The organism is Nitrospira tepida (genome assembly GCF_947241125.1).
Classification (GTDB): Bacteria; Nitrospirota; Nitrospiria; order Nitrospirales; family Nitrospiraceae; genus Nitrospira_G; species Nitrospira_G tepida.
This window is the reverse complement of the sequence record NZ_OX365700.1, coordinates 4,502,492-4,522,572: the sequence shown is the minus strand read 5'-3', so window position 1 is coordinate 4,522,572 and position 20,081 is coordinate 4,502,492. Positions and strand designations below refer to the sequence as shown.

The 20,081-nt window shown below is 64.1% G+C and carries 15 protein-coding genes; all 15 read left to right on the top strand.

Annotation, left to right across the window (positions count from 1 at the left end; genetic code table 11):
* The 15 genes from asnB (at position 1) to QWI75_RS21385 (ending at position 20,078) form a co-directional block, all read left to right on the top strand.
* Positions 1 to 1,890 (top strand): asparagine synthase (glutamine-hydrolyzing), encoded by a 1,890-nt coding sequence (gene asnB / locus QWI75_RS21455; RefSeq protein ID WP_289271415.1) that lies wholly within the window; start codon positions 1 to 3, stop codon positions 1,888 to 1,890.
* Positions 1,891 to 1,894: 4 nt separating this feature from the next.
* Entirely contained in the window at positions 1,895 to 3,253 is a 1,359-nt protein-coding gene (locus QWI75_RS21450; RefSeq protein WP_289271414.1) for a phenylacetate--CoA ligase family protein, read from the top strand.
* A 267-nt stretch (positions 3,254 to 3,520) separates the two neighbouring features.
* Positions 3,521 to 4,600, top strand: coding sequence for a glycosyltransferase family 2 protein (locus tag QWI75_RS21445; protein ID WP_370693661.1), 1,080 nt, complete (start codon positions 3,521 to 3,523; stop codon positions 4,598 to 4,600).
* Positions 4,597 to 6,444 carry an NAD(P)/FAD-dependent oxidoreductase gene (locus tag QWI75_RS21440; protein WP_289271412.1) on the top strand — a complete coding sequence of 616 codons (1,848 nt, stop codon included), beginning with the start codon at positions 4,597 to 4,599 and terminating at the stop codon, positions 6,442 to 6,444. The genes QWI75_RS21445 and QWI75_RS21440 overlap by 4 nt, the downstream gene beginning before the upstream one ends.
* Positions 6,445 to 6,468: 24 nt before the next feature.
* Positions 6,469 to 6,777: a hypothetical protein gene (locus tag QWI75_RS21435; RefSeq protein WP_289271411.1), complete on the top strand. Its 309-nt coding sequence runs from the start codon at positions 6,469 to 6,471 to the stop codon at positions 6,775 to 6,777.
* A gap of 199 nt (positions 6,778 to 6,976) precedes the next feature.
* The gene (locus QWI75_RS21430; RefSeq protein WP_289271410.1) at positions 6,977 to 7,738 is read left to right on the top strand and encodes an O-methyltransferase; all 762 of its coding nucleotides are present in this window, start codon (positions 6,977 to 6,979) and stop codon (positions 7,736 to 7,738) included.
* Positions 7,739 to 7,822: 84 nt separating this feature from the next.
* On the top strand, positions 7,823 to 8,809 hold the full coding sequence (locus QWI75_RS21425; RefSeq protein ID WP_289271409.1) for a glycosyltransferase family 2 protein: 987 nt from the start codon (positions 7,823 to 7,825) through the stop codon (positions 8,807 to 8,809).
* Positions 8,806 to 9,888, top strand: coding sequence for a Gfo/Idh/MocA family protein (locus QWI75_RS21420; RefSeq protein ID WP_289271408.1), 1,083 nt, complete (start codon positions 8,806 to 8,808; stop codon positions 9,886 to 9,888). The genes QWI75_RS21425 and QWI75_RS21420 overlap by 4 nt, the downstream gene beginning before the upstream one ends.
* 7 nt (positions 9,889 to 9,895) lie before the next feature.
* Positions 9,896 to 10,840: a glycosyltransferase gene (locus QWI75_RS21415; RefSeq protein WP_289271407.1), complete on the top strand. Its 945-nt coding sequence runs from the start codon at positions 9,896 to 9,898 to the stop codon at positions 10,838 to 10,840.
* Positions 10,837 to 12,399, top strand: a complete 1,563-nt coding sequence (locus tag QWI75_RS21410; RefSeq protein WP_289271406.1) for a lipopolysaccharide biosynthesis protein — start codon at positions 10,837 to 10,839, stop codon at positions 12,397 to 12,399. Before QWI75_RS21415 ends, QWI75_RS21410 begins: the two co-directional genes overlap by 4 nt.
* The gene (locus tag QWI75_RS21405) at positions 12,396 to 13,997 is read left to right on the top strand and encodes a glycosyltransferase family protein (protein ID WP_289271405.1); all 1,602 of its coding nucleotides are present in this window, start codon (positions 12,396 to 12,398) and stop codon (positions 13,995 to 13,997) included. Before QWI75_RS21410 ends, QWI75_RS21405 begins: the two co-directional genes overlap by 4 nt.
* Before the next feature lie 116 nt (positions 13,998 to 14,113).
* Entirely contained in the window at positions 14,114 to 15,496 is a 1,383-nt protein-coding gene (locus QWI75_RS21400; protein ID WP_289271404.1) for a sigma-54-dependent transcriptional regulator, read from the top strand.
* 239 nt (positions 15,497 to 15,735) lie between these two features.
* The gene (locus tag QWI75_RS21395; RefSeq protein ID WP_289271403.1) at positions 15,736 to 17,922 is read left to right on the top strand and encodes a PAS domain S-box protein; all 2,187 of its coding nucleotides are present in this window, start codon (positions 15,736 to 15,738) and stop codon (positions 17,920 to 17,922) included.
* Positions 17,923 to 18,225: 303 nt separating this feature from the next.
* Positions 18,226 to 18,588, top strand: coding sequence for a response regulator (locus tag QWI75_RS21390; protein ID WP_289271402.1), 363 nt, complete (start codon positions 18,226 to 18,228; stop codon positions 18,586 to 18,588).
* A gap of 107 nt (positions 18,589 to 18,695) precedes the next feature.
* Positions 18,696 to 20,078, top strand: coding sequence for a sigma-54 interaction domain-containing protein (locus QWI75_RS21385; protein ID WP_289271401.1), 1,383 nt, complete (start codon positions 18,696 to 18,698; stop codon positions 20,076 to 20,078).
* Positions 20,079 to 20,081 lie beyond the last annotated feature (3 nt).

The window sequence follows — 20,081 nt, the reverse complement described above, 5'->3', positions numbered from 1 at the left end:
ATGTGCGGAATCGCGGGCATCGCCTACCGAGATTCTCGTCAACCGGTTGACGAGCACCGGCTCCGTCGCATGACGGATCTGGTTCGGCACCGAGGGCCCGATGGCGAAGGTTTTCATCTCAGTCCGGGAGTCGGCCTGGGTTTTCGCCGTCTGAGCATCATCGATCTCAAGCGAGGCGACCAACCGATCTCCAATGAGGATGAAACCGTGACCCTGGTGTGCAACGGGGAAATCTACAATTATCTCGAATTGAGGGAACGCCTGCTTGCCGCCGGCCATCGGTTCCGCACGGATTCGGACGCCGAGGCAATCGTGCATCTGTACGAGGACTATGGGTATCGTTGCGTCGAGTTCCTGAGAGGCATGTTTGCCTTTGCCTTGTGGGACAGCCGGCATCGCCGGCTCTTGCTGGCGCGAGACCGTTTCGGCATCAAGCCGCTGAGCTATGCCGTGACCGGCGACGCGCTGTTCTTCGGATCGGAAATCAAATCCATCCTCGCGGGCGGAGCGATGGAGCGAACGGTCCACGCCCATGCCATGCAGGAGCTGTTCGCGGTCGGGTTCATCTCGGCGCCCCATACACTGTTGCGCGGGGTCCTGCGGCTCCCCCCGGCCCACTTTCTCCTCTATCAGGCCGGGACGTTCACGGTGCAACGCTACTGGGACCTCGATTTTCCGGCTCAAGGGCAGGCTGTGCCCCAGCGCCGGGAAGAGGAATGGGCCGAAGCGGTCCAGGCAAAACTCGACGAATCCGTTCGATTTCATCTACGCAGCGACGTGCCCGTCGGGGCCTACCTCAGCAGCGGGCTCGACTCAAGCGGCGTGGCGGCCGTGATGAGCCGGCAGGTCGGCCGTCCGATCCAGACGTTTTCCGTCTCGTTCGACGATCCGCGCTTCGATGAAATCGGCTCGACCCGCATCCTGTCTGATCTCCACCCCGATCGCTTTCGCAAGAGCGTCACGGCCTGCGGGATCAAGGATTTTGATCTCTGGCCCAAGGCAATCTGGCACCGCGAGGATCCCAGCCTCTCCGGCGGCATCATCCCGCATCTGCTCCTGGCGCAGCGGGCCTCCCAAGAGGTCAAAGTCGTGCTGGCCGGCGAGGGGGCGGACGAGGTGTTCGGGGGATATGCCTGGTATCGCGTGGAGAAGCTGCTGCAGCCGTTTCTTCATCTGCCAAGCGGGCTGCGGCGGCTCGTTTCCCGGATTCCCGCGCTTCGAAGGCTATGGTCTCGATCCTGCCGAGCTTTGGGCGCCCCGGCGGCGATGAGCCGCTCGCGCTATCTGCAGGTCATCGACAATGCGACCGATGCAGTGGATCCGCGCCTCTTTTCGGAGGCGCTGAGAGCACAATGGCATCAGGAGGGAGAGTCGTCCTGGTCGCCTGACCTGCCCTCTCAGTTCGAGCGATGGGCGAGGTTTTCTCGATTGCAGTATTTTGACCTCAATCTGCGCCTGTCGGACTACATTACGCGAAGCCTTGATGCCGCCTCCATGGCCCACGGGCTGGAAGTCCGCGTGCCGTTTCTGGACCACGAATTCGTCGAGTTGTGCAGCCAGATCCCGCCGCATCTGAAATTGCGGCAGCTCACGGAAAAATACATCCTGCGCCGGGCCCTGAACGGCCTGTTGCCCAAGGAGATTGCGTATCGAAAGAAACGCGGGCTGGCCGCTCCCGATTGGCCCTGGGACCGGTCGATGCCGTCGTTCGTGCAGGATGCGCTGTCCGAGCGGGAGCTTCGGACGCGCGGGCATTTTGAACCGCGGGCGGTGAGGGAGCTGTTGGCCCGGCAACAGGCCGGTGCGGGAGATCATGGCCGGGAATTGATCGGAGTGCTGGGAGTCCAACTCTGGGATGAGTGGTTTCTCCGCGGCGCGAAGGCGGATTGAATCCATGCTCTCCGCCGTTCAGGCTGCGACCGCGCTCGGCTCGTTGCTCCGTCACCCTCGCGCCTCGCGGGACCAGGTCGTGTCGTTCCAAAATCAACGGTTGCGCCGGCTGATCCACCATGCCTACGAATCGGTGCCCTACTATCGGCGGCTTTTCGACCGGCATGGCGTGAAGCCGGACCGGATTCGGACGATCGAAGATCTGGCGCTGGTGCCCATTACCTCGCGGGCGGAGCTTCAGGATCTCCCGATTGCGGATATCGTGACGAGGGGCGTGGATCCCTCGTCGCTGATTCCCAGCCGATCCAGCGGGTCATCAGGTCGCCCGTTGACCGTGCGGCGCAGTTGGCTCGAAGAGCGGCTGCATAACGCTTATCGATGGCGTGCCCTGCGGTCGTATGGGCTGCGCCCCACCGACCTGCATGCCTATGTGATGCTGGCCCGGACTCAGTCCGCGGAAGACAACCGGTTGCTTCACCGCGCCGCCGAGGCGGTCGGGCTTGGCCGATATGTGATGGTCAGTTGCTTTCAATCGTCCGAGGACATTGCGAAGGAACTGAAGACCATTCGGCCCGATGTGCTCTCGGGCTATGCCAGCGCGCTGGCCCGACTGGCCCAACAGGTGGATCCGGTCGAACTGCAATCCCTCCGCCTGCGCTTCGTCGGAACGGGAGGAGAGGTGTTGACGCCTCCGATGCGCGAATCGATTGAACAGGGGTTCGGCGCCCCGGTCTATGATACCTATGCCAGCATCGAGTTCAACATCCTTGCGTGGCAATGCCGCCAGACGGGAGATCTGCACGCCTGCGACGACGGGGTGGTCATCGAGATTCTGGACGGCGCTCGGGCCGTCATGGAAGGGGAGGAGGGTGAAGTCGTGGGAACGGATCTGCATGCCTACGCCATGCCCATGATTCGGTATCGGCTGGGGGATGTCGTGATCAGGGGAAGCCTCTCGTGTTCCTGCGGACAACCCTTCTCGACCATCCGATCCGTCCAAGGTCGAACGGTCGATTACTTTCGTCTTCCGGATGGCCGTACGATGCATCCCTATGAACTCGGTATGATCCACTATTCCTGGATTCGGGCGTTTCAGGTGACCCAAGAGCGGCTGGATCGGATCGTCCTGCGCATTGTGCCCGGGGCAGACGCGCCGACACAGGAGATCGCGGCGCTGAAACGATCGGTCTCGGCCAAGGTGGGGTCGGGCGTGGCGGTCGAGATCGAACTGGCGGAGACGATCCCGGTTGACCCGAGCGGAAAATTCAGACCCTTCCGCTCCCTGCTGCGTCCCTCCGAACAGGGCATGCCCGGGGATGACCGGAGGGGATGGCGCGCGGAAGATCCTGCCCGTCCATGTTGAGGGGCTCAACCACGGCCCGAATGTTCCTGCACGAGGCGGCCGCGCTCGTCAGTCGTGCCCAGATGGTTCCCGCGCTCGTTGCCGTGAGTCAGACGATCGGCGGTCGCTCCCGGGGGCTCGCTCGCAAGGCAAGAGATGTTCGGGAGCTTGAGCCTGAGGCCGCCTCCCTATACTCTTAGACCTTGTCTGCCCAAGGCGGGGGATCCGAGGACGCGCCTCATAAGTAAAGTAGAAGGCTATGGCACATTGCCGCCATCCAACCAGCCGATGATGGACCGGTTTGAATCCGCTCAAGCCGTCACCGTTTCGGTCGTGGTCCCGGTCCATAACGGGGGGCCGCACTTTCGCCGGTGCCTGGAGAGCTTGCAGGCCTCGTCGCCGCCTCCTCTTGAGATCATCGTGGTGGCGGATGGGGACACGGACGGGTCGGGGGACTATGCCGAGCGACTCGGGCTACGGGTCCTGCGGATTCCGACTGCCGGAGGACCAGCGAGGGCGCGGAATCTGGGGGCTGCCAAGGCCCAGGGGGAGATTCTGTTCTTCGTCGATGCCGATGTCACGGTCAGGGTCGAGACGATCGGCCGAATCGCCGAATTATTTCGGCAAGAACCGGATGTCGCGGCAGTGATGGGGTCCTATGATGATGAGCCGGGCGATCCCGGCTTTCTCTCGCAATACAGAAATCTCCTGCACCATTGGGTTCATCAGGAGGGCTGCGAGGAGGCCTCGACCTTCTGGGGCGCCTGCGGAGCCATCCGGCGGACCGTGTTCGAGGCCGTCGGCGGGTTCGATGAAACCTATCGGACGCCTTCCATCGAAGATATTGAAATCGGGTATCGCCTTAAAGACGCGGGCCATCGGATCAGGCTGGTGAAGAGCTTGCAGGTCACCCATTGGAAGCGCTGGACTGTTTCTTCGATCGTGCTGACCGATGTGTTCCGCCGGGCGCTGCCCTGGACGCACCTGATCCTCTCGCGTCGGGCGGTCCTGAATGACTTGAACTTGCAGATGGCCGGACGCATCAGCACGCTGTTGGCCGGGACCCTGGTCGCGGGGTTGGCCGTCGCCTGGTGGTGGCGTTGGGCGATCGTTGTGGTGGGCCTGGCCACGGCGGGGCTGCTTGCGCTGAATCAGCGACTCTATCGGTTGTTCGTCAGGAAGCGCGGATGGCTCTTCGCCTTCCGGGCCATCCCGTTGCACTGGGCCTACTTTCTCTACAGCGGCTTGGCCTTTGGGATCGGCCTGCTTCGATTCCTGACGAAGTCCTGGACCAGGCCGGCGTTCCGGGATTCGGATCTGAAGGGCAGGCTTTCCGTGAAGTCCGTGCCGTCGGAGAAGGCCAAGTGACCCGGCGTCCCGTCGTGATCATCGGGGCCGGTCCCGCCGGATTGACGTCCGCCTATGAACTCTCCAAGCGCGGAGTGCTTTCGACCGTGCTGGAAAGCGGCACCCAGGTCGGCGGGATTTCCAAAACCGTGAATTACGGCGGCTATCGGTTCGATATCGGCGGGCATCGGTTTTTCTCGAAGGTGCCGTTGATCAATGAGTTGTGGCAGGAGATCCTGGGAGAGGAGTTCCTGCTGCGTGCCCGCAAGTCCCGGATCTATTACAAGCAGCATTTCTTCGACTATCCCTTGAAGCCGGTCAACGCCTTGATCGGCCTGGGGCCGGTCGAGTCACTTCTGGTGGCGCTCAGCTATCTCAAGGCGAGGTTCGCGCATATCCATGACGAAAAAACCTTCGAAGACTGGGTGTCGAATCGATTCGGGTCCCGGCTGTACCACATCTTCTTCAAGACCTATACGGAGAAGGTGTGGGGGATTCCCTGCACGGAAATCTCGGCGGATTGGGCGGCGCAGCGGATCAAGAACCTTTCCCTCAAGCAGGCCCTCCGCAACGCGCTGCTGCGCGCGTCTCGCGGCATGGACGGCCAGACGATCACCTCCTTGATCGAGCGGTTCCACTACCCGAGATTCGGGCCCGGCATGATGTGGGAACGCTGTGAGTCGGTGATCGGCGAACGGGGCGTCCGGACGGTCCGCGGCACCCACGTCCAGAGGGTCCGTCATCGAGGGGGACGGGTCGAGTCCGTCTCCGGGACGATGTTGACCGGGGAGCGGGCGGAATTCGACGGATCCGACTTTGTCTCGACCATGCCGCTCCGGGAACTCATGTTCGCGCTGAGCCCTGCGCCGCCCGCCAAGGTGCTGGATGCCGCGGCGCGTCTCCGTTACCGGGATTATTTGACCGTGGTCCTAGTCGTCAACCGCGAAGAGGTCTTCCCAGACAACTGGATCTATATCCATTCTCCGGACGTCAAGGTCGGGAGGATCCAGAACTACAAGAACTGGAGTCCCTACATGGTCCCGGATCCGGCCACCACGTCGTTGGGGTTGGAATATTTCCTGTGGGACAAAGATGAGGAATGGTCCTGGCCGGATGAGCAGCTCATCCAATTGGGCATCCGAGAGTGTTGTCAATTGGGCTTGGTCGATCCGAAGGACGTGGTCGACGGCACGGTCGTCCGAATGGAAAAGGCCTATCCCGTGTACGACCAAACCTACCAAGCCAATGTGACGGTCATCCGCGACTATCTGGCGACCTTTGCCAATTTGCAGACCATCGGGCGGAACGGGCTTCACCGCTACAACAACCAGGACCATTCGATGCTGACTGGGATCTACGCGGCTCGCAACATCACGGGGGAGCGTTGGGACGTCTGGGCCGTGAACACCGAGATGGAATATCACGAGGAGGGCCGCGTGGCCGAGTTGAGGGGCGGAGACCGGATGGTGCCCAGGCGGGTGGCCGTTCCGGTCAACGAGGTGTCCGAGGTGCCGGCCGCGCTGGATCTTGTGCTCGACCGGGCCTTTGCGCGGCTGGATCCTGTCGCGATGGGGGTGGCGACGGGAGCGGTCGGCGGACTGGGACTCTTCCTGGCCACGGCGATCCTGTTGGTCAAGGGCGGCAGGGTTGTGGGGCCGAATCTGTCTCTCCTCGGAGAGTTTCTCCCCGGCTTCAGCGTGACATGGGCCGGCGCCACGATCGGCCTGGTCGAGGCGGGACTGTGGGGATTCCTGACCGGATACGCGGGGGCCTGGCTGTGCAATCGCGGCGTCATGCTGTACGCGTCGCTGGCGCGTTCCCGCGCAGAGGCGGAGGAGCGCCGCGATCTGCTGGACAAGGTGTAACGGTTCGAGACCGGTAGGTGACAGATGGACAGACCGAATCAAGATGAGCGGGAACTCAGTCGGGCTGTGGCCAGGATTCAGGCCTGGCTGCTCGCGGCCGGTTTCGGGATAGTGGGTGGCGCCGGGTTGTTTCTCATGACCGTTTGGCTGCTGATCAGAGGCGGCGAGCATGTCGGAAGCCATCTCCAGTTGCTGTCCAATTACTTCGTCGGCTACTCGGTCACCTGGACCGGCAGCCTCATCGGTTTTCTCTACGGCGCCGTCACGGGAGGGCTGATCGGCTGGTCGATCGCGACCATCTATAACCGGGTCGCCGACCTGCGATCGAAGTGAGGACTGTCTTTGAGGGTCGAAGGGGTGTCGATGGGTGGCCAGTCGATGGCCGGGCGGTTCGTCCTGGAAGGACGGTGGACGCTTCCGCTGACCTCAACAATCGGCCGGCGACGGCTGCGGAACATGAAACGGAACGGGCTCCCGGAGGCGCTTTGCCGGCCGCTTCAATTTCTGTTGGACAGGACGATCAGCGAGGAAGATGCCGGAGTCGTCGAGCGGGATCGAAGCCCTCCGGGCCAAGATGGCCGAGCGGAGTGGGGATTCGGTGGGAGTGTTTCGGGAGGGCGGGGATGGGCCTTCGGTTGGGGCTGGGTCAGCGGGACAGTCCTCCGGCCCTGCTCAAGGCAGGCGATCCTTGACCGAAGTGGCGCATGTGACCAGCGTCTCGCCTCTCTGGGAGACCTTCTTGTATCTCTGCGCCAAGGAGGCCGGATCGAAAACGATCCTGGAATTGGGAACCGCCGCCGGCATCTCGGGCTGTTATTTGGCGTCGGCGCCGAGCTGCCGACGATTTATTACCGTGGAGGGCAGTCCGGAACGAGCGAGGCTGGCGCAGGCGCACCTTCGTCAGGTCGTCGGCTGCTTCGAATTGATCACGGCCTCCTTCGACGCGGCGCTGGACCGGATCTTGCCGGGCCTTCGCGACGGCATCGACCTCGCCTTCATCGACGGAAGCAAGAAGAAGGGGGAGAACCTCCGGCTCTTTGATCGTCTCTCCGCGCGGTTGAATCCGGGCTCCGTGATCATATTCGACGACATCCACTGGTCGACGGACCTGTGGAACGATTGGAACGTCCTGGGCCGCCGTGCGGGGCTCACCCACGCGATCGGGGCCGGCCGGTTCGGCCTCTGTCTATGGGGCGGCGGCGGGGTGCGGCCACGGACTGATACGTTGTATGGGATCGCGGGCCTGGACCTCTATGGGGTAAAGCAGCGCCTGAGCCGCTGGCGGCCCGGATGATCCGGTGGCAGATCCCCGCCCGACGCATCGTCGCAGCCAAACCGGTATCGCCCGAGGTGCCGGACTGAAAGGAGTCTCCGACAGGTGAGCGAGCCGAACAGCCCGTTGATGTCGATCGTGATCGCGACGCCGGACGATTTCGACGTCATTCGTCACACGATCTCGTACCTTCTCCGCCAGACGGTCCGGGCTTCGCTCGAAATGGTGATCGTGGCTCCGTCCCGCGCCCAACTGAATCTGGACCAGACCAGGCTGTCCGCGCTCCTTGCAGAGTTTGCACAGGTGCAGATCGTGGAAGTGGGGGCGATCCGCTCCATCGGCCGAGCCAACGCCGCGGGCATTCGCCGCGCCATGGCTCCGCTGGTCGCGCTGGCGGAGGACCATTGCTTCCCCGACCCGCAATGGGCGGAGAGCCTGATCAGGGCGCATCGCGGCCCTTGGGCGGCGGTCGGCCCGGCGGTCCGCAACGCGAATCCCAACAGCGCCGTGAGTTGGGCGGATCTTTTTATCGGCTACGGCCCCTGGCTCTGGCCGACGACTGCGCGGGAGGCGGATTTTCTCCCCGGTCACAACACCAGCTACAAACGGGATCTGTTGCTGGGGTACGGGCCGCAGTTGGAGCCGATGATGGAGGCGGAGACGCTGCTGCATTGGGATCTGCGCCAGAAGGGGCACCGCCTCTATCTCGATCCGTCCGCGCAGGTCGCGCATACGAATTTTTCGCTGTGGCGGTCGTGGCTGCCCGTGCAATTCTACAATGGTCGTCTCTTCGCCGGTGCACGGGTGCGGGAGACGGCGCTCTGGCGGCGCGCGCTGTTCGTGGCCGGCTCCCCGGTGATTCCAGCGTTGCGGCTCTGGCGGATCTGGAGGGGGCTTGAGCCCGGCGAGCAGCGGCGCCGGTTCCGTTCATGCGTCCACGCGCTGGCGATCGGGCTGATTCTGGACGGAGCCGGACAATTGGTCGGCTATGCCGCGGGAATCGGTCGGGCCGTCGATCAGGTGGCCCGGTTCGAATTTCATCGGTTCCGGCATATCCGGGACGAAGACCGTCGGGATCTGTCCCTGGCGTGAACCACAGACAGGGTGTCATGGAAGCCGGCTTGCAGCGGGCGGTTCGAATCGGATTCATCGGGTGCGGGCGCGCTACGGACCAACTGCACCTGCCGGCCCTGAAGTCGCTCCAGGGGCTGGAGGTCGTGGGACTGGCCGATCCGGACCCCGACGCGCTGCGCCGGGCGTCGCGGCACGTCCGAGCCGAGCATCTGGTCGCCGACTATCAGGACCTGCTCAAGCTCGATTCTGTCGATGCCGTCGCCGTCTGCATGCCGGCCCAGCGGCATGTGGAGATCGCGCTGGCTGCATTGGAGGCGGGGAAGCATCTCTTCATCGAAAAGCCCCTCGCGCTCACGCTGGAGGATTGCGATCGACTGATCGCGCGGGCGTCCGGCACGACCCGCACTGTGATGATGGGATTCAATGCACGCTGGCATCGGTTGACCGGTCAGGCGCGAGCGGTGATCCAACGGGGCCGATTGGGACCGCTGGATCTGATCCGCAGCGTCCTGACGAGTTTCCATGACCGCGTCCCGGCATGGCGAAGGGCCCGCGCGACGGGCGGAGGGGCGCTGCTGGAGATGGCCGTCCATCACTTCGACCTCTGGCGCTATCTGGCACAGGCGGAAGTGGAGGAAGTCAGCGCCTATGTACGGTCAGGGCAGTGGGAGGATGAATCGGCCACGGTGATCGCCCGGATGAGCAACGGCGTGCTGGCGACCGCCGCCTGCGCCGAGCGCACGAGCCAGAACAACGGTCTGGAGATCTTCGGGCGAGCGGGTTCCCTGGCGCTGTCGTTCTACCGATTTGACGGCCTGGAATACGCCTCTACGACGAGTATCCCCGGGGATGTCCGGAGCCGGGTGGACGCGACGACACGTCTCGTCCGGGAACTGCCGCAGGCGATCTCGGGCCTACGCCATGGGGGAGAATGGGCCCTGTCCTATCGGGAGGAGTGGCGGCATTTCCTGGCCTGTCTCCAAAACGGCCGCCCGCCCGGCTGTACCCTGGAGGATGGCCGGCGCGCATTGGCGGTGGCGCTGGCGGCCATGGAGTCGGCCTCGACGGGCAGAAGCGTGACGGTCGATCGGGCATGAGGGGCGCGTGAACGACGATCCTGTCCCGTCTTCGAGGGCTCCGCGCGCAACCCCGCCCGCGCCGTCCTTTTCGATCATCGTTCCCACGTGGAATCGGCCGCGACAGCTTCGAGCCTGTCTCGAAGCGTTGGCCGGGCTGGAGTACCCTGCGGCGCGCTTCGAGGTGATCATGGTCGACGACGGAAGCGAACCGCCGCTTGACGCGGCGGATTTCGATCGGCTCGATGGTCGCGTGACGTGGCTGCGCCAACCCAATGCGGGGCCGGCGGCCGCCCGGAACGCGGGAGCCGCCAAGGCCCAAGGCGAATACCTGGCCTTCACCGACGACGACTGCACCCCGGATCCGGGCTGGCTCCAGGGATTCGCCCGTGCGTTCGAGCGCGCGCCGCGGGCGCTGGTGGGGGGCTGCACCGCCAACGCGCTGCCCGACAATATCTATGCGACCGCGAGCCAAGTGATTGTGGAAGCGGCGAGGGCCTATTTTCTCGCGATGCACAGCGAGTTCCAGTTCTTCGCGTCCAACAACCTGGCTCTGCCCGCCGATCTGTTCCGGACTATCGGAGGGTTCGATCCGTCCTTTCGAACGTCGGAAGATCGGGATCTCTGCGATCGGTGGGTGCGCGAAGGGCGCCGGCTGGTCTATGCTCCTGATGCGGTGATCCATCACCGTCACGAGCTGACCTTGGCCGGATTCTGGCGTCAGCATTTCGGCTACGGGCGAGGCGCGTGTCGCTTTCATCGGGCGCGCGCCCGCCGCGGGGCCGGCCCCTTTCGTCCCGAGTTCTCTTTCTATCGCAACGTGTTCGGGCACCTCTTCGTGCGCGCCCGCGACAGGCGGACGGTCTCCCTTACCGCGTTGTTCCTGCTCTGGCAGGTGGCGAATGCCGCCGGGTTTCTCTGGCAAGGCTGCCGGCGTGAGACGGCCAAGGTGAAGGCGATGCCGCCGCGATGACGACCGCTCGGTTCCTTGCTCACCCGGGGCGCCATTTGCTTGACGGCACCCTCCGGGTCCTCCTGGCGGAGGCCCTCTTCCCCGTGACCGGGCTGGTGACCGCCGCCTTTCTTACCCGGAACCTCGGGGCGGACGGATATGGGTTGCTGACGCTCGCAGTCACGCTGGTTGGGTTGGCGGAGTGGAGCATCAATTCGTTGTTTTCCAGGGCGACGATCAAGCACGTCGGAGAAAGCCCGGATTGGCGGCCGCTGGGCACGGTCGCCGTCCAGCTTCAGTTCCGCATGGGAATCTGGGTCATGGTGGCGATGTGGATGCTGGCGCTGCCCTTCGCTCGGCTGCTCAATGAGCCCACGTTGGCGGCCTGCCTCGCGCTCATGGCGGTGGATATTCCGTTGTTCGCGCTTGCGCAGGCCCATCGCCACATTCTCGCAGGGACGGGCGCCTATCAGGCCTGCGCCTCGGCAAGCGCCGGGCGCTGGCTCGCGCGGCTGCTGTTCGTGATCATCCTGGTTTCCGGCGGCCTGTCCGTGTTCGGCGTCATCCTGGCCATCATCGGCTCCACGCTGCTCGAATTGCGCCTGTATCGACGGACCCTGCGTCCGGCGCTGTTCTCGAAGACCGGTTCGAAGTCCTGGGCGCTGTGGCATTACTCCTGGCCCCTGTTTCTCTCCGCCGTCGGCCTGGCGGCGCTCGGACGGATGGATCTGTTCGCCCTCAAGGTCCTGGGCGCCACGGTCGAAGAGGCGGGTCTCTATGGCGCGGCGCAAAATCTGGCGCTGCTTCCGACGTTGTTAGGGATGTCGGCGGCGCCGCTGCTGCTGTCGAGCGTGAGCCGGGCGCTGGCTCGCGGCGACGCGGGTCTCGCGCGGATGATGACGGAGCAGGCCTTGCGAGGAGCCTTGACGATGTTTCCCTTCGCGGCGGTGATCGCGGGGTCGGCCGGCGAGATTTCCGCCTGCCTGTTCGGGGCCTCATTCCAGGAGACCGGGCGGTTTCTCCCGGCGCTCATTTTCGGGGCCGCCGCGACCTTGCCGCTGACGGTGGCGCTTACCGTCGTGATCGCCGACGGAAAGCCGCGCATGACGGTCGCGCTGACGGGGCCCCTCGTTCCGCTCGCGCTGCTGGGACACATGCTGATCATTCCACGATATGGTCCGCTCGGCGCCTCGGCGGTCACCGCCTTGGCGGGGTTCATGGGGATGCTCATGGGATTGGTCACCCTCGGCCGCCTGTGGGGGGTCGTGCCGCCGCTTGGCCTGGTCGTCCGCACCCTCATCGTGAGTCTGTTCGCCTTCGCCGCAGCGGCGATGTGGCCGACTCCCGGGCCGTTGGTCTTCGTCAAGCTGTTCGTCCTGACCGGCTTGATCGTCGCCTGCTATTGGGCGCTCCGGGAATTCACGCAGGACGAAATAACTCTCGTCCGCTCGCTGCTCATGGGCAGAGGGCACGCGGTGCCCTCGGTCAACGACGCGGGGGGAACCTCTGGGACGGCCCCGATCGTGGAGGAGCCCGTGGGATCGGGGAGAACCGCGCGGGGGGAGACGGTCTTCCCATGAGCGTCGAATCGACCGAAGGGAGCCGGGAGCGTCAGACTTCGATGGAACAGGCCGCCTCACGATCGGGGGAGGACCGCCGGTACGATCTGCTCGCCTTGGCGGCTTGTCTCTGTATCGGAACCTTAGCGCTCGGGCTGGGCGCCTCTCGGGAGGTTGGAAATTGGGGGGTGGAGACCGATTTTTTCGGACGGGATGTCGTGCAGGCCGGCCTGGTCCTTGCCGGAGAGCCCTATACCAACCAACATTATCCGCCGGGCTATGCGTATCTGCTCGCGTTGCTGTCCCGCTTCACATCCGACATGTTTGCCGCAGGGAAGATCCTCTCCGGCCTGTCGGCCGGATTGATCGGATTCGTGAGCTATCGACTGCTGTCGGTGTTGTGGGGCAGGCGCCAGGCGCTGGCCGCCACAATCCTGACGCTGCTGGCCCTGTTGCCCCATGCCTTCGTCGCGTCCGCCGACATGGTCGCCAACCTGGCTCTGGTGGTCCCGATGTGGCTGCTGTTGCGCCGCGAAGCCACGGTGGCGGTCTGCGCGCAGGCCGGTGTCGCAGCGGGGGCCGCCTACCTTCTTCGGTACAATGCGCTCTTCGTGCTCGCGGGGATCCCCGTGGCGCTGCTGTTCCTCGGCGAGGCTGGCGACTCCTGGAGAACGAGACTGGTCAAGATGGCGGTGTTCTTGGGAGCGGCCCTGCTCGTTATGGCGCCGTGGCTGTTGGTGAATTGGCATCGGAACGGAAGCCCGTTCGCGAGTGATCTCCATCAGCAGGTCGCGGCGCACTTTTATCATCCGCAAGGCGACGCATTCGTCTGGGCGGTTGCCGACATGGGCCAGCGGTTCGCCTCTCCCTGGGAGGTCCTGCTCCACGACCCGTGGCAGATCGCGAAGACCTTTCTGAAGGACGTGCTCTATGGGAAGGCCTATCGCCTGTCGTGGTACGTCCTTGGGTTCCCCGCCGCGCTCTTCGCCGGAGCCGGGCTGTTGTTGTATCTGCAACAGATGACCGCCAAGCGGGCCGCCTTTCTGATCCTGTGCGCGGCCGGATACCTGCTGCACGGGTTGGCCGGATTCGCTGTCCGGTTCTATTTCTTTCTCTTCCCCCTGCTGTTCGTGCTGGTCGTGCTGCCGCTGTTTCATTTCGAGCGGATGCCGATCCCGGGACAGGTTGTTCGGAGGGAATGGGCCATAGGGTGGTGGGTGTTCAGTCTCGTGGCGCTGGCCGTCGCCTATAGTTCCTACGTCAGCGCGAGATGGTTCTTGGAGGCGGAGCCGACGCATCTGCTGGACGCGGCGGCGGCGATCAAATCCCGTGCGGCGGCCGGCGATCGGATCATGGCCGTCGAACCGCACCTGGCGCATTTGACCGGATTGAACGTGACGTCCGGAGCGGTCGCTGATTCGCTGGACCAATATCTCGCAACCGTAGCGGTCGAGGGCATCCGGTTCCTCGTCTACAGCAAGCATGAAGAGGACTACTGGCCGGGGATGCGCGTCTTGAGCGAGCCGGATCGGTTGCCGCAGGCCTACCGGGTGATCTATGAGCATGGGCCCTCTCGTACGATCGTCTATGAGATTGAGGGGGCTGGCCCCCGTCATTAAAATGCAGGTCGGCGGAGGGACGGAACCGGCTGCGGTCCTCCGACTTGACCCGCAACGAAGCAAAGGACTAGGCTGGGCGCGGTTCTGGGACGGTAGTCGATTTAAACGGGACGAATATGGTGACCGCGGATACGAAAGGATCGGTCCTTGTCGTCGATGACGACCCGGACATGGGGTCGCTGGTGGAGGACATCATGTCGGAGCGGGGTCATGCCGTCACGGTGGTGACCAACGGACAGGATGCGCTCAAGCACCTGGGACAGGCCGACTACGAGGTCGTGCTGACCGATCTTCGGATGAAGGGGATGCAGGGGTTGGAACTCCTCTCGGAAGTGAAGCGGTCCTATCCCCATACCAACGTGATTTTGATGACCGCCTTCGGCTCGGTCGAGACCGCCGTGGACGCGATGAAGCACGGGGCCTACGACTACCTGACCAAACCGGTGAAATCCAACGAATTGGTGCCGACATTGGAACGGGCGATACGGGAAGCGCACCTTCGCCGCGAGGTGGCGCATCTCCGCCGCGCGGTCGGCAAGGAATACAGCTTCCACCAGATCCTGGGGAAGAGCAAGGCAATGCGCGAGCTCTTCGACCTCATCCAACGGGTCTCGGACAGCCCGACCAACATTCTGATCTCGGGCGAGAGCGGGACCGGCAAGGAACTGGTCGCCAAGGCCATTCACTTCAACAGCAACCGGAAGCACGCGCCGTTCATTCCGGTCAATTGCGCGGCGATCCCGGAAACGCTGCTCGAAAGCGAGCTGTTCGGGCACGTCCGCGGCGCCTTCACGGACGCCAAAACCGACAAGCGCGGGCTGTTCGAAGAGGCCAACCAGGGCACGCTGTTCCTGGATGAGATCAGCGAGATCCCGACGCTGTTGCAGGCCAAGCTGCTGCGGGCCATCCAAGAAAAGGAAGTGCGCCGCGTAGGCTCCGCCCGCTCGCTGTCGGTGGATGTCCGCATTATTGCGGCGACCAACGTCACCCTGGCCGAGGAGGTCAAGGCGAAGCGATTCCGGGAAGATCTCTTTTACCGGTTGAACGTGATCGAGATCCGCCTGCCGCCGCTGCGCGAGCGCCGGGAGGATATCCCGCTGCTGGTGGAGGCGTTTCTGCAGAAATGCGCGCAGTCCTCTCATCGGCCCGTGCGGGGCGTCACGGAATCCGCGCTGGCGCTCCTCATCGATTACGCCTGGCCCGGCAACGTCCGCGAGCTCGAAAACGTGATCGAGCGGGCGGTGACGCTCTCCCGGGCGGACAAGATCGGCGCGGAGGATCTCCCGCCGATGGTCCAGGGGGCGCGCGGCGATCGCCGGGTGATCGACGAAGCGGCGGAACGCACGCTGCCGCTCCATGAGGTCGAGAAGGAATATATTCTGCGCATTCTGGAAAAGACCGGCGGCAACAAGTATCAAGCCGCCAACATTCTCGGGATCGACCGCAAGACGCTCTACCGCAAGCTCGGCGAAATCGAAGAGAGCAAGTCGCAGCGATAGCCCGTCCCTGCACTTCTGTGCCCCCGCCTGTCCGAGGAGACTGTCCAACATTGCCGTTCGTGACGAGGCGAAGGAGGTGCTGGCAGATGCAAGGCCGCAGGCCTCGAAAAACCGGAGGCGTATTCGCTGGATTACGTTGAGGATTTTTCGAGGCCGAGAACAAAGCAGGTGCCGGTACGTCGTTCGCCGCAGTAGAAAGGTCAATGTCGGACAGTCTCCGAAATAGGAAGACCTAGAACATGAAGCCCAGACTGGCGCTTCAAACCGGCGCGGTCATCGTCCTGACCGGGACGGTGTTCGCCTTGGACCTCATCACGCCGCAGGCTTGGGCGGTGCCCATCCTCTACCTGCTGCCGCTGTTTCTGAGCTACGACCTGCCCCGTTCCCGCCTCCTGTTCGAACTCTGCCTCCTCACGACCCTGCTCTCGGCAGCCGGCTATGTCCTGTCTCCGCCGGCGCTTGATCCACGGGCGGCGCAATTCAACCGCATCATGGCGATCTCGGTCTTATGGGGGGCGACGATCGTCATGCAGAGCCGGAGGCGCGCCGTCGCGTTGGCGACGGCCGAAACGGAACGGCGCAAGCGCGAGACGGAGCGGGCAGCCGAGCAGTTTCGCTTGTTGGTGGAATCGGCGCCGAGCGGCCTGTTGCTGGTGGATCAGAGCGGGCGCATCACCCTGGTCAATCAGGTGGTCGAGCGGCTGTTCGGCTACGAGCGGGCCGAGCTGATCGGGCAACCGGTGGAGGTGCTGGTCCCCGAGCCGGTTCGGTCGGAGCATGTGGTCGAGCGCGAGCAGTTCATGCGGGACCCCAGCGCCCGCCGGATGGGGGAGGGACGGGACCTGCATGGCCGCCGAAAGGACGGGTCGGTGTTCCCGGTTGAAATCGGATTGAATCCCATCCAAATGTCCGAAGGCCTGCGGGTGCTGGCCTTCGTGGTGGATATCACGGAGCGCAAGCAGGCCGAACTCTTGCTCCGTCAGCGGGAGGAGCAATACCGGCGTCTGGTCGAGGTGTCGCCGGTGGCGATCCTGATCAACCGAGGCGATCGGGTCGTGTTCATCAACGATCAGGGGGTGAAACTGTTCGGCGCCCACCGGCCCGATCAGATCATCGGGAAATCGCCGCTCGATCTGTTCCATCCGGACGACCATGCCTCGATTCGAGAACGGATCCACCGGTTGGTCGAGGGGCTGCGGACGATCCCGTTGGTCGAGGAACGGATCATCCGGCTGGACGGCTCGATCGCGGATGTCGAGGTGACCGCGGCGCGATTCGTGGACCACGAGGGCATGGCGATCCAGGTGGTGCTGCGCGACATCACGGACCGCAAGCGCGCCGAGGAGGCGCTGCGCGCGAGCGAAGAGCGGTTCAAGGCCTTCATGGACCATAGCCCCGCCATGGCCTATATGAAGGATGAGCAGGGCCGCTATGTCTACATGAACGAGCCGCTTGAACGGTTGCTATGCAACCAGACCGGCCGGGAGTCCGTGGACTGGGAAGGAAAGACCGACGAGGCCTTCTGGCCGGCAGAGACCGCGCGGCAGTTCCGGGCGAACGATTGGGAGGTGCTGTCGGCGAACAAGCCCATGACGAGGATGGAGCAGACGACCGATTCCCGAGGGGCCACGCAACATTGGCTCTCCTTCAAATTCCCGCTGGTGGACCCGCAGGGGACCAGGTTTCTGGCCGGCGTGTCCGTGAACGTGACCGAGGAGAAGCGGCTGGAGGCGCAATTGCGAAGAACGGAACGGGTCGCGGAACTGGGCACGCTGGCTTCCGGGATGGCCCATGAAATCGGCACCCCCATGAACGTGATACTCGGCCGGGCCGAGTATCTGCTGCAGAAAACCTCGGACGAATCCATGAAGAAGGGGTTGAGCACGATCATCACGCAGGTCGAACGGATCACGAGGGTGATGAACCAGTTGCTCGCGTTTGCCCGCCGCAAACCGCGGGAGCACTGTCCGGTCGATCTGAAGGTGCTGATCGAGGACGGGCTGGAGATGTTTCACGAGCGCTTGAGCCGCCACCACATCGCGGTCGAGCGGGCGGTGGAGGAGGCTCTGCCGACCATCGTCGCCGATCGCGACCAGTTGATGCAGGTGATGATCAACTTGATCGTCAACAGCCTGCACGCGATGGATCAGGGAGGCACGCTGCGGCTCGTCGCGGCCCGGACGGGTGACCGGGTGCTCCTGGAGATTGCCGACACGGGGCAGGGCATGCCCCCCGACGTGCTGGCCAAGGCGTTCGATCCGTTCTTTACGACCAAGGAATTCGGGAAGGGCACAGGTCTCGGGTTGACCGTCGTCAAGGGGATCGTCGAAGAACATGGCGGGACGATCTCCGTGGACAGCCGTGTCGGCGAGGGCACGACCGTTTCCATCCTTCTGCCTCTCGATCCGGATCGGAAGCCGGGTTAAGACCCGGCAGCTCGACCGGCCTCCTCATTTCCCAGAGCGTCCTGGCGCAATCTGCGACAGGCGCCTCTGGGGCATTGTCGCGCTTTTCATCAGTCCAGCCGATCCCTCGGCGCCTCCGATTCGTGCAAGCCAAAGAAAACAGACCACAATTTTTTGGGATCGCGGAGCGTTGATTTGGGTCGTCTGCGGCGGCACTGGCACCTTCCTTGCGAGACTGTTCCTTCCAGGGTCACGATGATCCAACATCCTTCGGAATGTATGAAAACCCATGCCGACAGAGACAAGGAGAGAAAGGAGGGCCTGTTGCTGATCGTCGAAGACGACAGGGAGATGCGCAGCCTGCTCTGTGACGGGCTGTGGGACCTCGGCTTGTCGATCCGCGAAGCGGCGGACGGCGACGAAGCGCTGCGGGCCGTGCTGGATTCCTGTCCCGACTTGATCATCACCGATCTACGGATGCCCGCGGGAGGGCTCGACTACGTGGCGCGGCTGCGCACGTTTGCGCCGCAGGCGCCCATCATTCTGATGACCTCGTTCGGGGACGCCCAAACCAAAGCCGATGCCCTTGCGTTGGGCATTACCGCCTACTTCGACAAGCCGCTTCGAATCAGCGATCTTCGGGCCAAGGTGCAGGAGATTCTGGGCCCGTCCTCGGTCCCCCTTTAGTGATACGTGGGATCGCGGCCCGGACTCTGATAGGCCCGATTCAGCGATTCATTTGGCAGTCATCGGTGTTTTATAATGGGGGCGCCATGGCCGGAAGCTCCCCTGAGATGTCCGATTCGTCCATCGACCCCGTCCTTGCCGCACGAGTCGAAGCGATCCGTGCGTTGGCCGACCATCAAAGCGAACGGGTGATGGTCATCGGGCCGGACCTGACGGTGATTTACGCCAACCGTGCAGCCTGGCCGGCTGGAGAATCGGCGGTCACCCCTTCAAAACCGGCCAAATGTTATGAAGCCATGCTCCATCGGCAGGATCCCTGCGGCGCCTGTCCGGCGACCGAAGTGTTCGCGTCGGGCGAAGTCAAATCCGTAGCCTGCTCAACCGGAGGAGCGGGCCATGCTTGCGGGATGTCGCAGGCCTATCCGCTGAAAGCCAGCGACGGCCGGACCGATTCGGTCCTGGTTCTCTTTCGCGACCCGCGGGACCCGGATGCCGACGCTCCGGCTGTCCAGGATGGGCCATGGCCTGTCTCGGACGAGCCGCCGGGGGCTGGGCTCGGCGAGCTGGTGGGCCGCGGGCCCGCCATGCGGAAGCTGTTCGATACGATTACGTTGGTGGCGAACAGCCAGGCGACCGTGTTGCTTCAAGGAGAGAGCGGAACCGGGAAGGAACTGGTCGCCCGGACCATTCACCGCCTCAGCCCCCGCCGGGAGAAACCGCTGGTGGTGGTGGAATGCAGCTCCCTGCCCGAGACCCTGCTCGAAAGCGAGCTGTTCGGCCACGTCAAGGGCGCCTTCACCGGAGCGGTGACGACCAGGCGCGGCCTGTTCGAAGAGGCCGACGGCGGCACGATTTTCCTCGACGAGATCGCCGATACCGCGCTGACCTTTCAAGCCAAGCTGCTGCGCGTGCTGCAGGAAGGAGAGATCAAGCCGGTCGGGAGCAGCCGGTCGGTGAAGGTGGACGTGCGGGTCGTCTCCGCCACCAATAAGAACCTGTTTGATCTCGTGAAGGCCAAGCAGTTCCGGGAGGACCTCTACTACCGGTTGGCTGTGCTGCCGATCTTCATGCCGCCGCTTCGCCACCGGGCCGAAGATATCCCGCTGCTGATCGATCGATTTGTGGCCCAGGCGAGCCGGCGGCATAATCGCCCCTGCAAGCCGGTGACGCAGGAGGCGGCGGAGGCGCTCGCGGCCCATGACTGGCCGGGCAACGTGCGCGAGCTGCTGAATCTCGTCGAGCGGGTCGTCGTCACGGCCAAGGGAGACCGGTTGACCCTGGAAGACTTCTTCGGCCCGGCGGCGGCGTCGCCGGACTCGCAAGACCTGCGGACGCTCGTGCGGGACGTCGCCGCCCAAGCGGAGCGGACCAAGATCGTGGAAGCGCTGGCGCAGGCCGCGGGCAATCGCGTCAAGGCGGCGAAGCTGCTCAAAATCAGCCGGGCGAGCCTCTACAACAAACTCCGCGCCTACGGTTTGGCCGACGCCTAGACC

Excerpts from the sequence above, each read along its gene's own strand:
- asnB (WP_289271415.1), top strand. The coding sequence starts at position 1 with ATGTGCGGAATCGCGGGCATCGCCTACCGAGATTCTCGTCAACCGGTT.
- QWI75_RS21450 (WP_289271414.1), top strand. The coding sequence starts at position 1,895 with ATGCTCTCCGCCGTTCAGGCTGCGACCGCGCTCGGCTCGTTGCTCCGT.
- QWI75_RS21445 (WP_370693661.1), top strand. The coding sequence starts at position 3,521 with ATGATGGACCGGTTTGAATCCGCTCAAGCCGTCACCGTTTCGGTCGTG.
- QWI75_RS21435 (WP_289271411.1), top strand. The coding sequence starts at position 6,469 with ATGGACAGACCGAATCAAGATGAGCGGGAACTCAGTCGGGCTGTGGCC.
- QWI75_RS21430 (WP_289271410.1), top strand. The coding sequence starts at position 6,977 with ATGCCGGAGTCGTCGAGCGGGATCGAAGCCCTCCGGGCCAAGATGGCC.
- QWI75_RS21410 (WP_289271406.1), top strand. The coding sequence starts at position 10,837 with ATGACGACCGCTCGGTTCCTTGCTCACCCGGGGCGCCATTTGCTTGAC.
- QWI75_RS21405 (WP_289271405.1), top strand. The coding sequence starts at position 12,396 with ATGAGCGTCGAATCGACCGAAGGGAGCCGGGAGCGTCAGACTTCGATG.
- QWI75_RS21400 (WP_289271404.1), top strand. The coding sequence starts at position 14,114 with ATGGTGACCGCGGATACGAAAGGATCGGTCCTTGTCGTCGATGACGAC.
- QWI75_RS21395 (WP_289271403.1), top strand. The coding sequence starts at position 15,736 with ATGAAGCCCAGACTGGCGCTTCAAACCGGCGCGGTCATCGTCCTGACC.
- QWI75_RS21385 (WP_289271401.1), top strand. The coding sequence starts at position 18,696 with ATGTCCGATTCGTCCATCGACCCCGTCCTTGCCGCACGAGTCGAAGCG.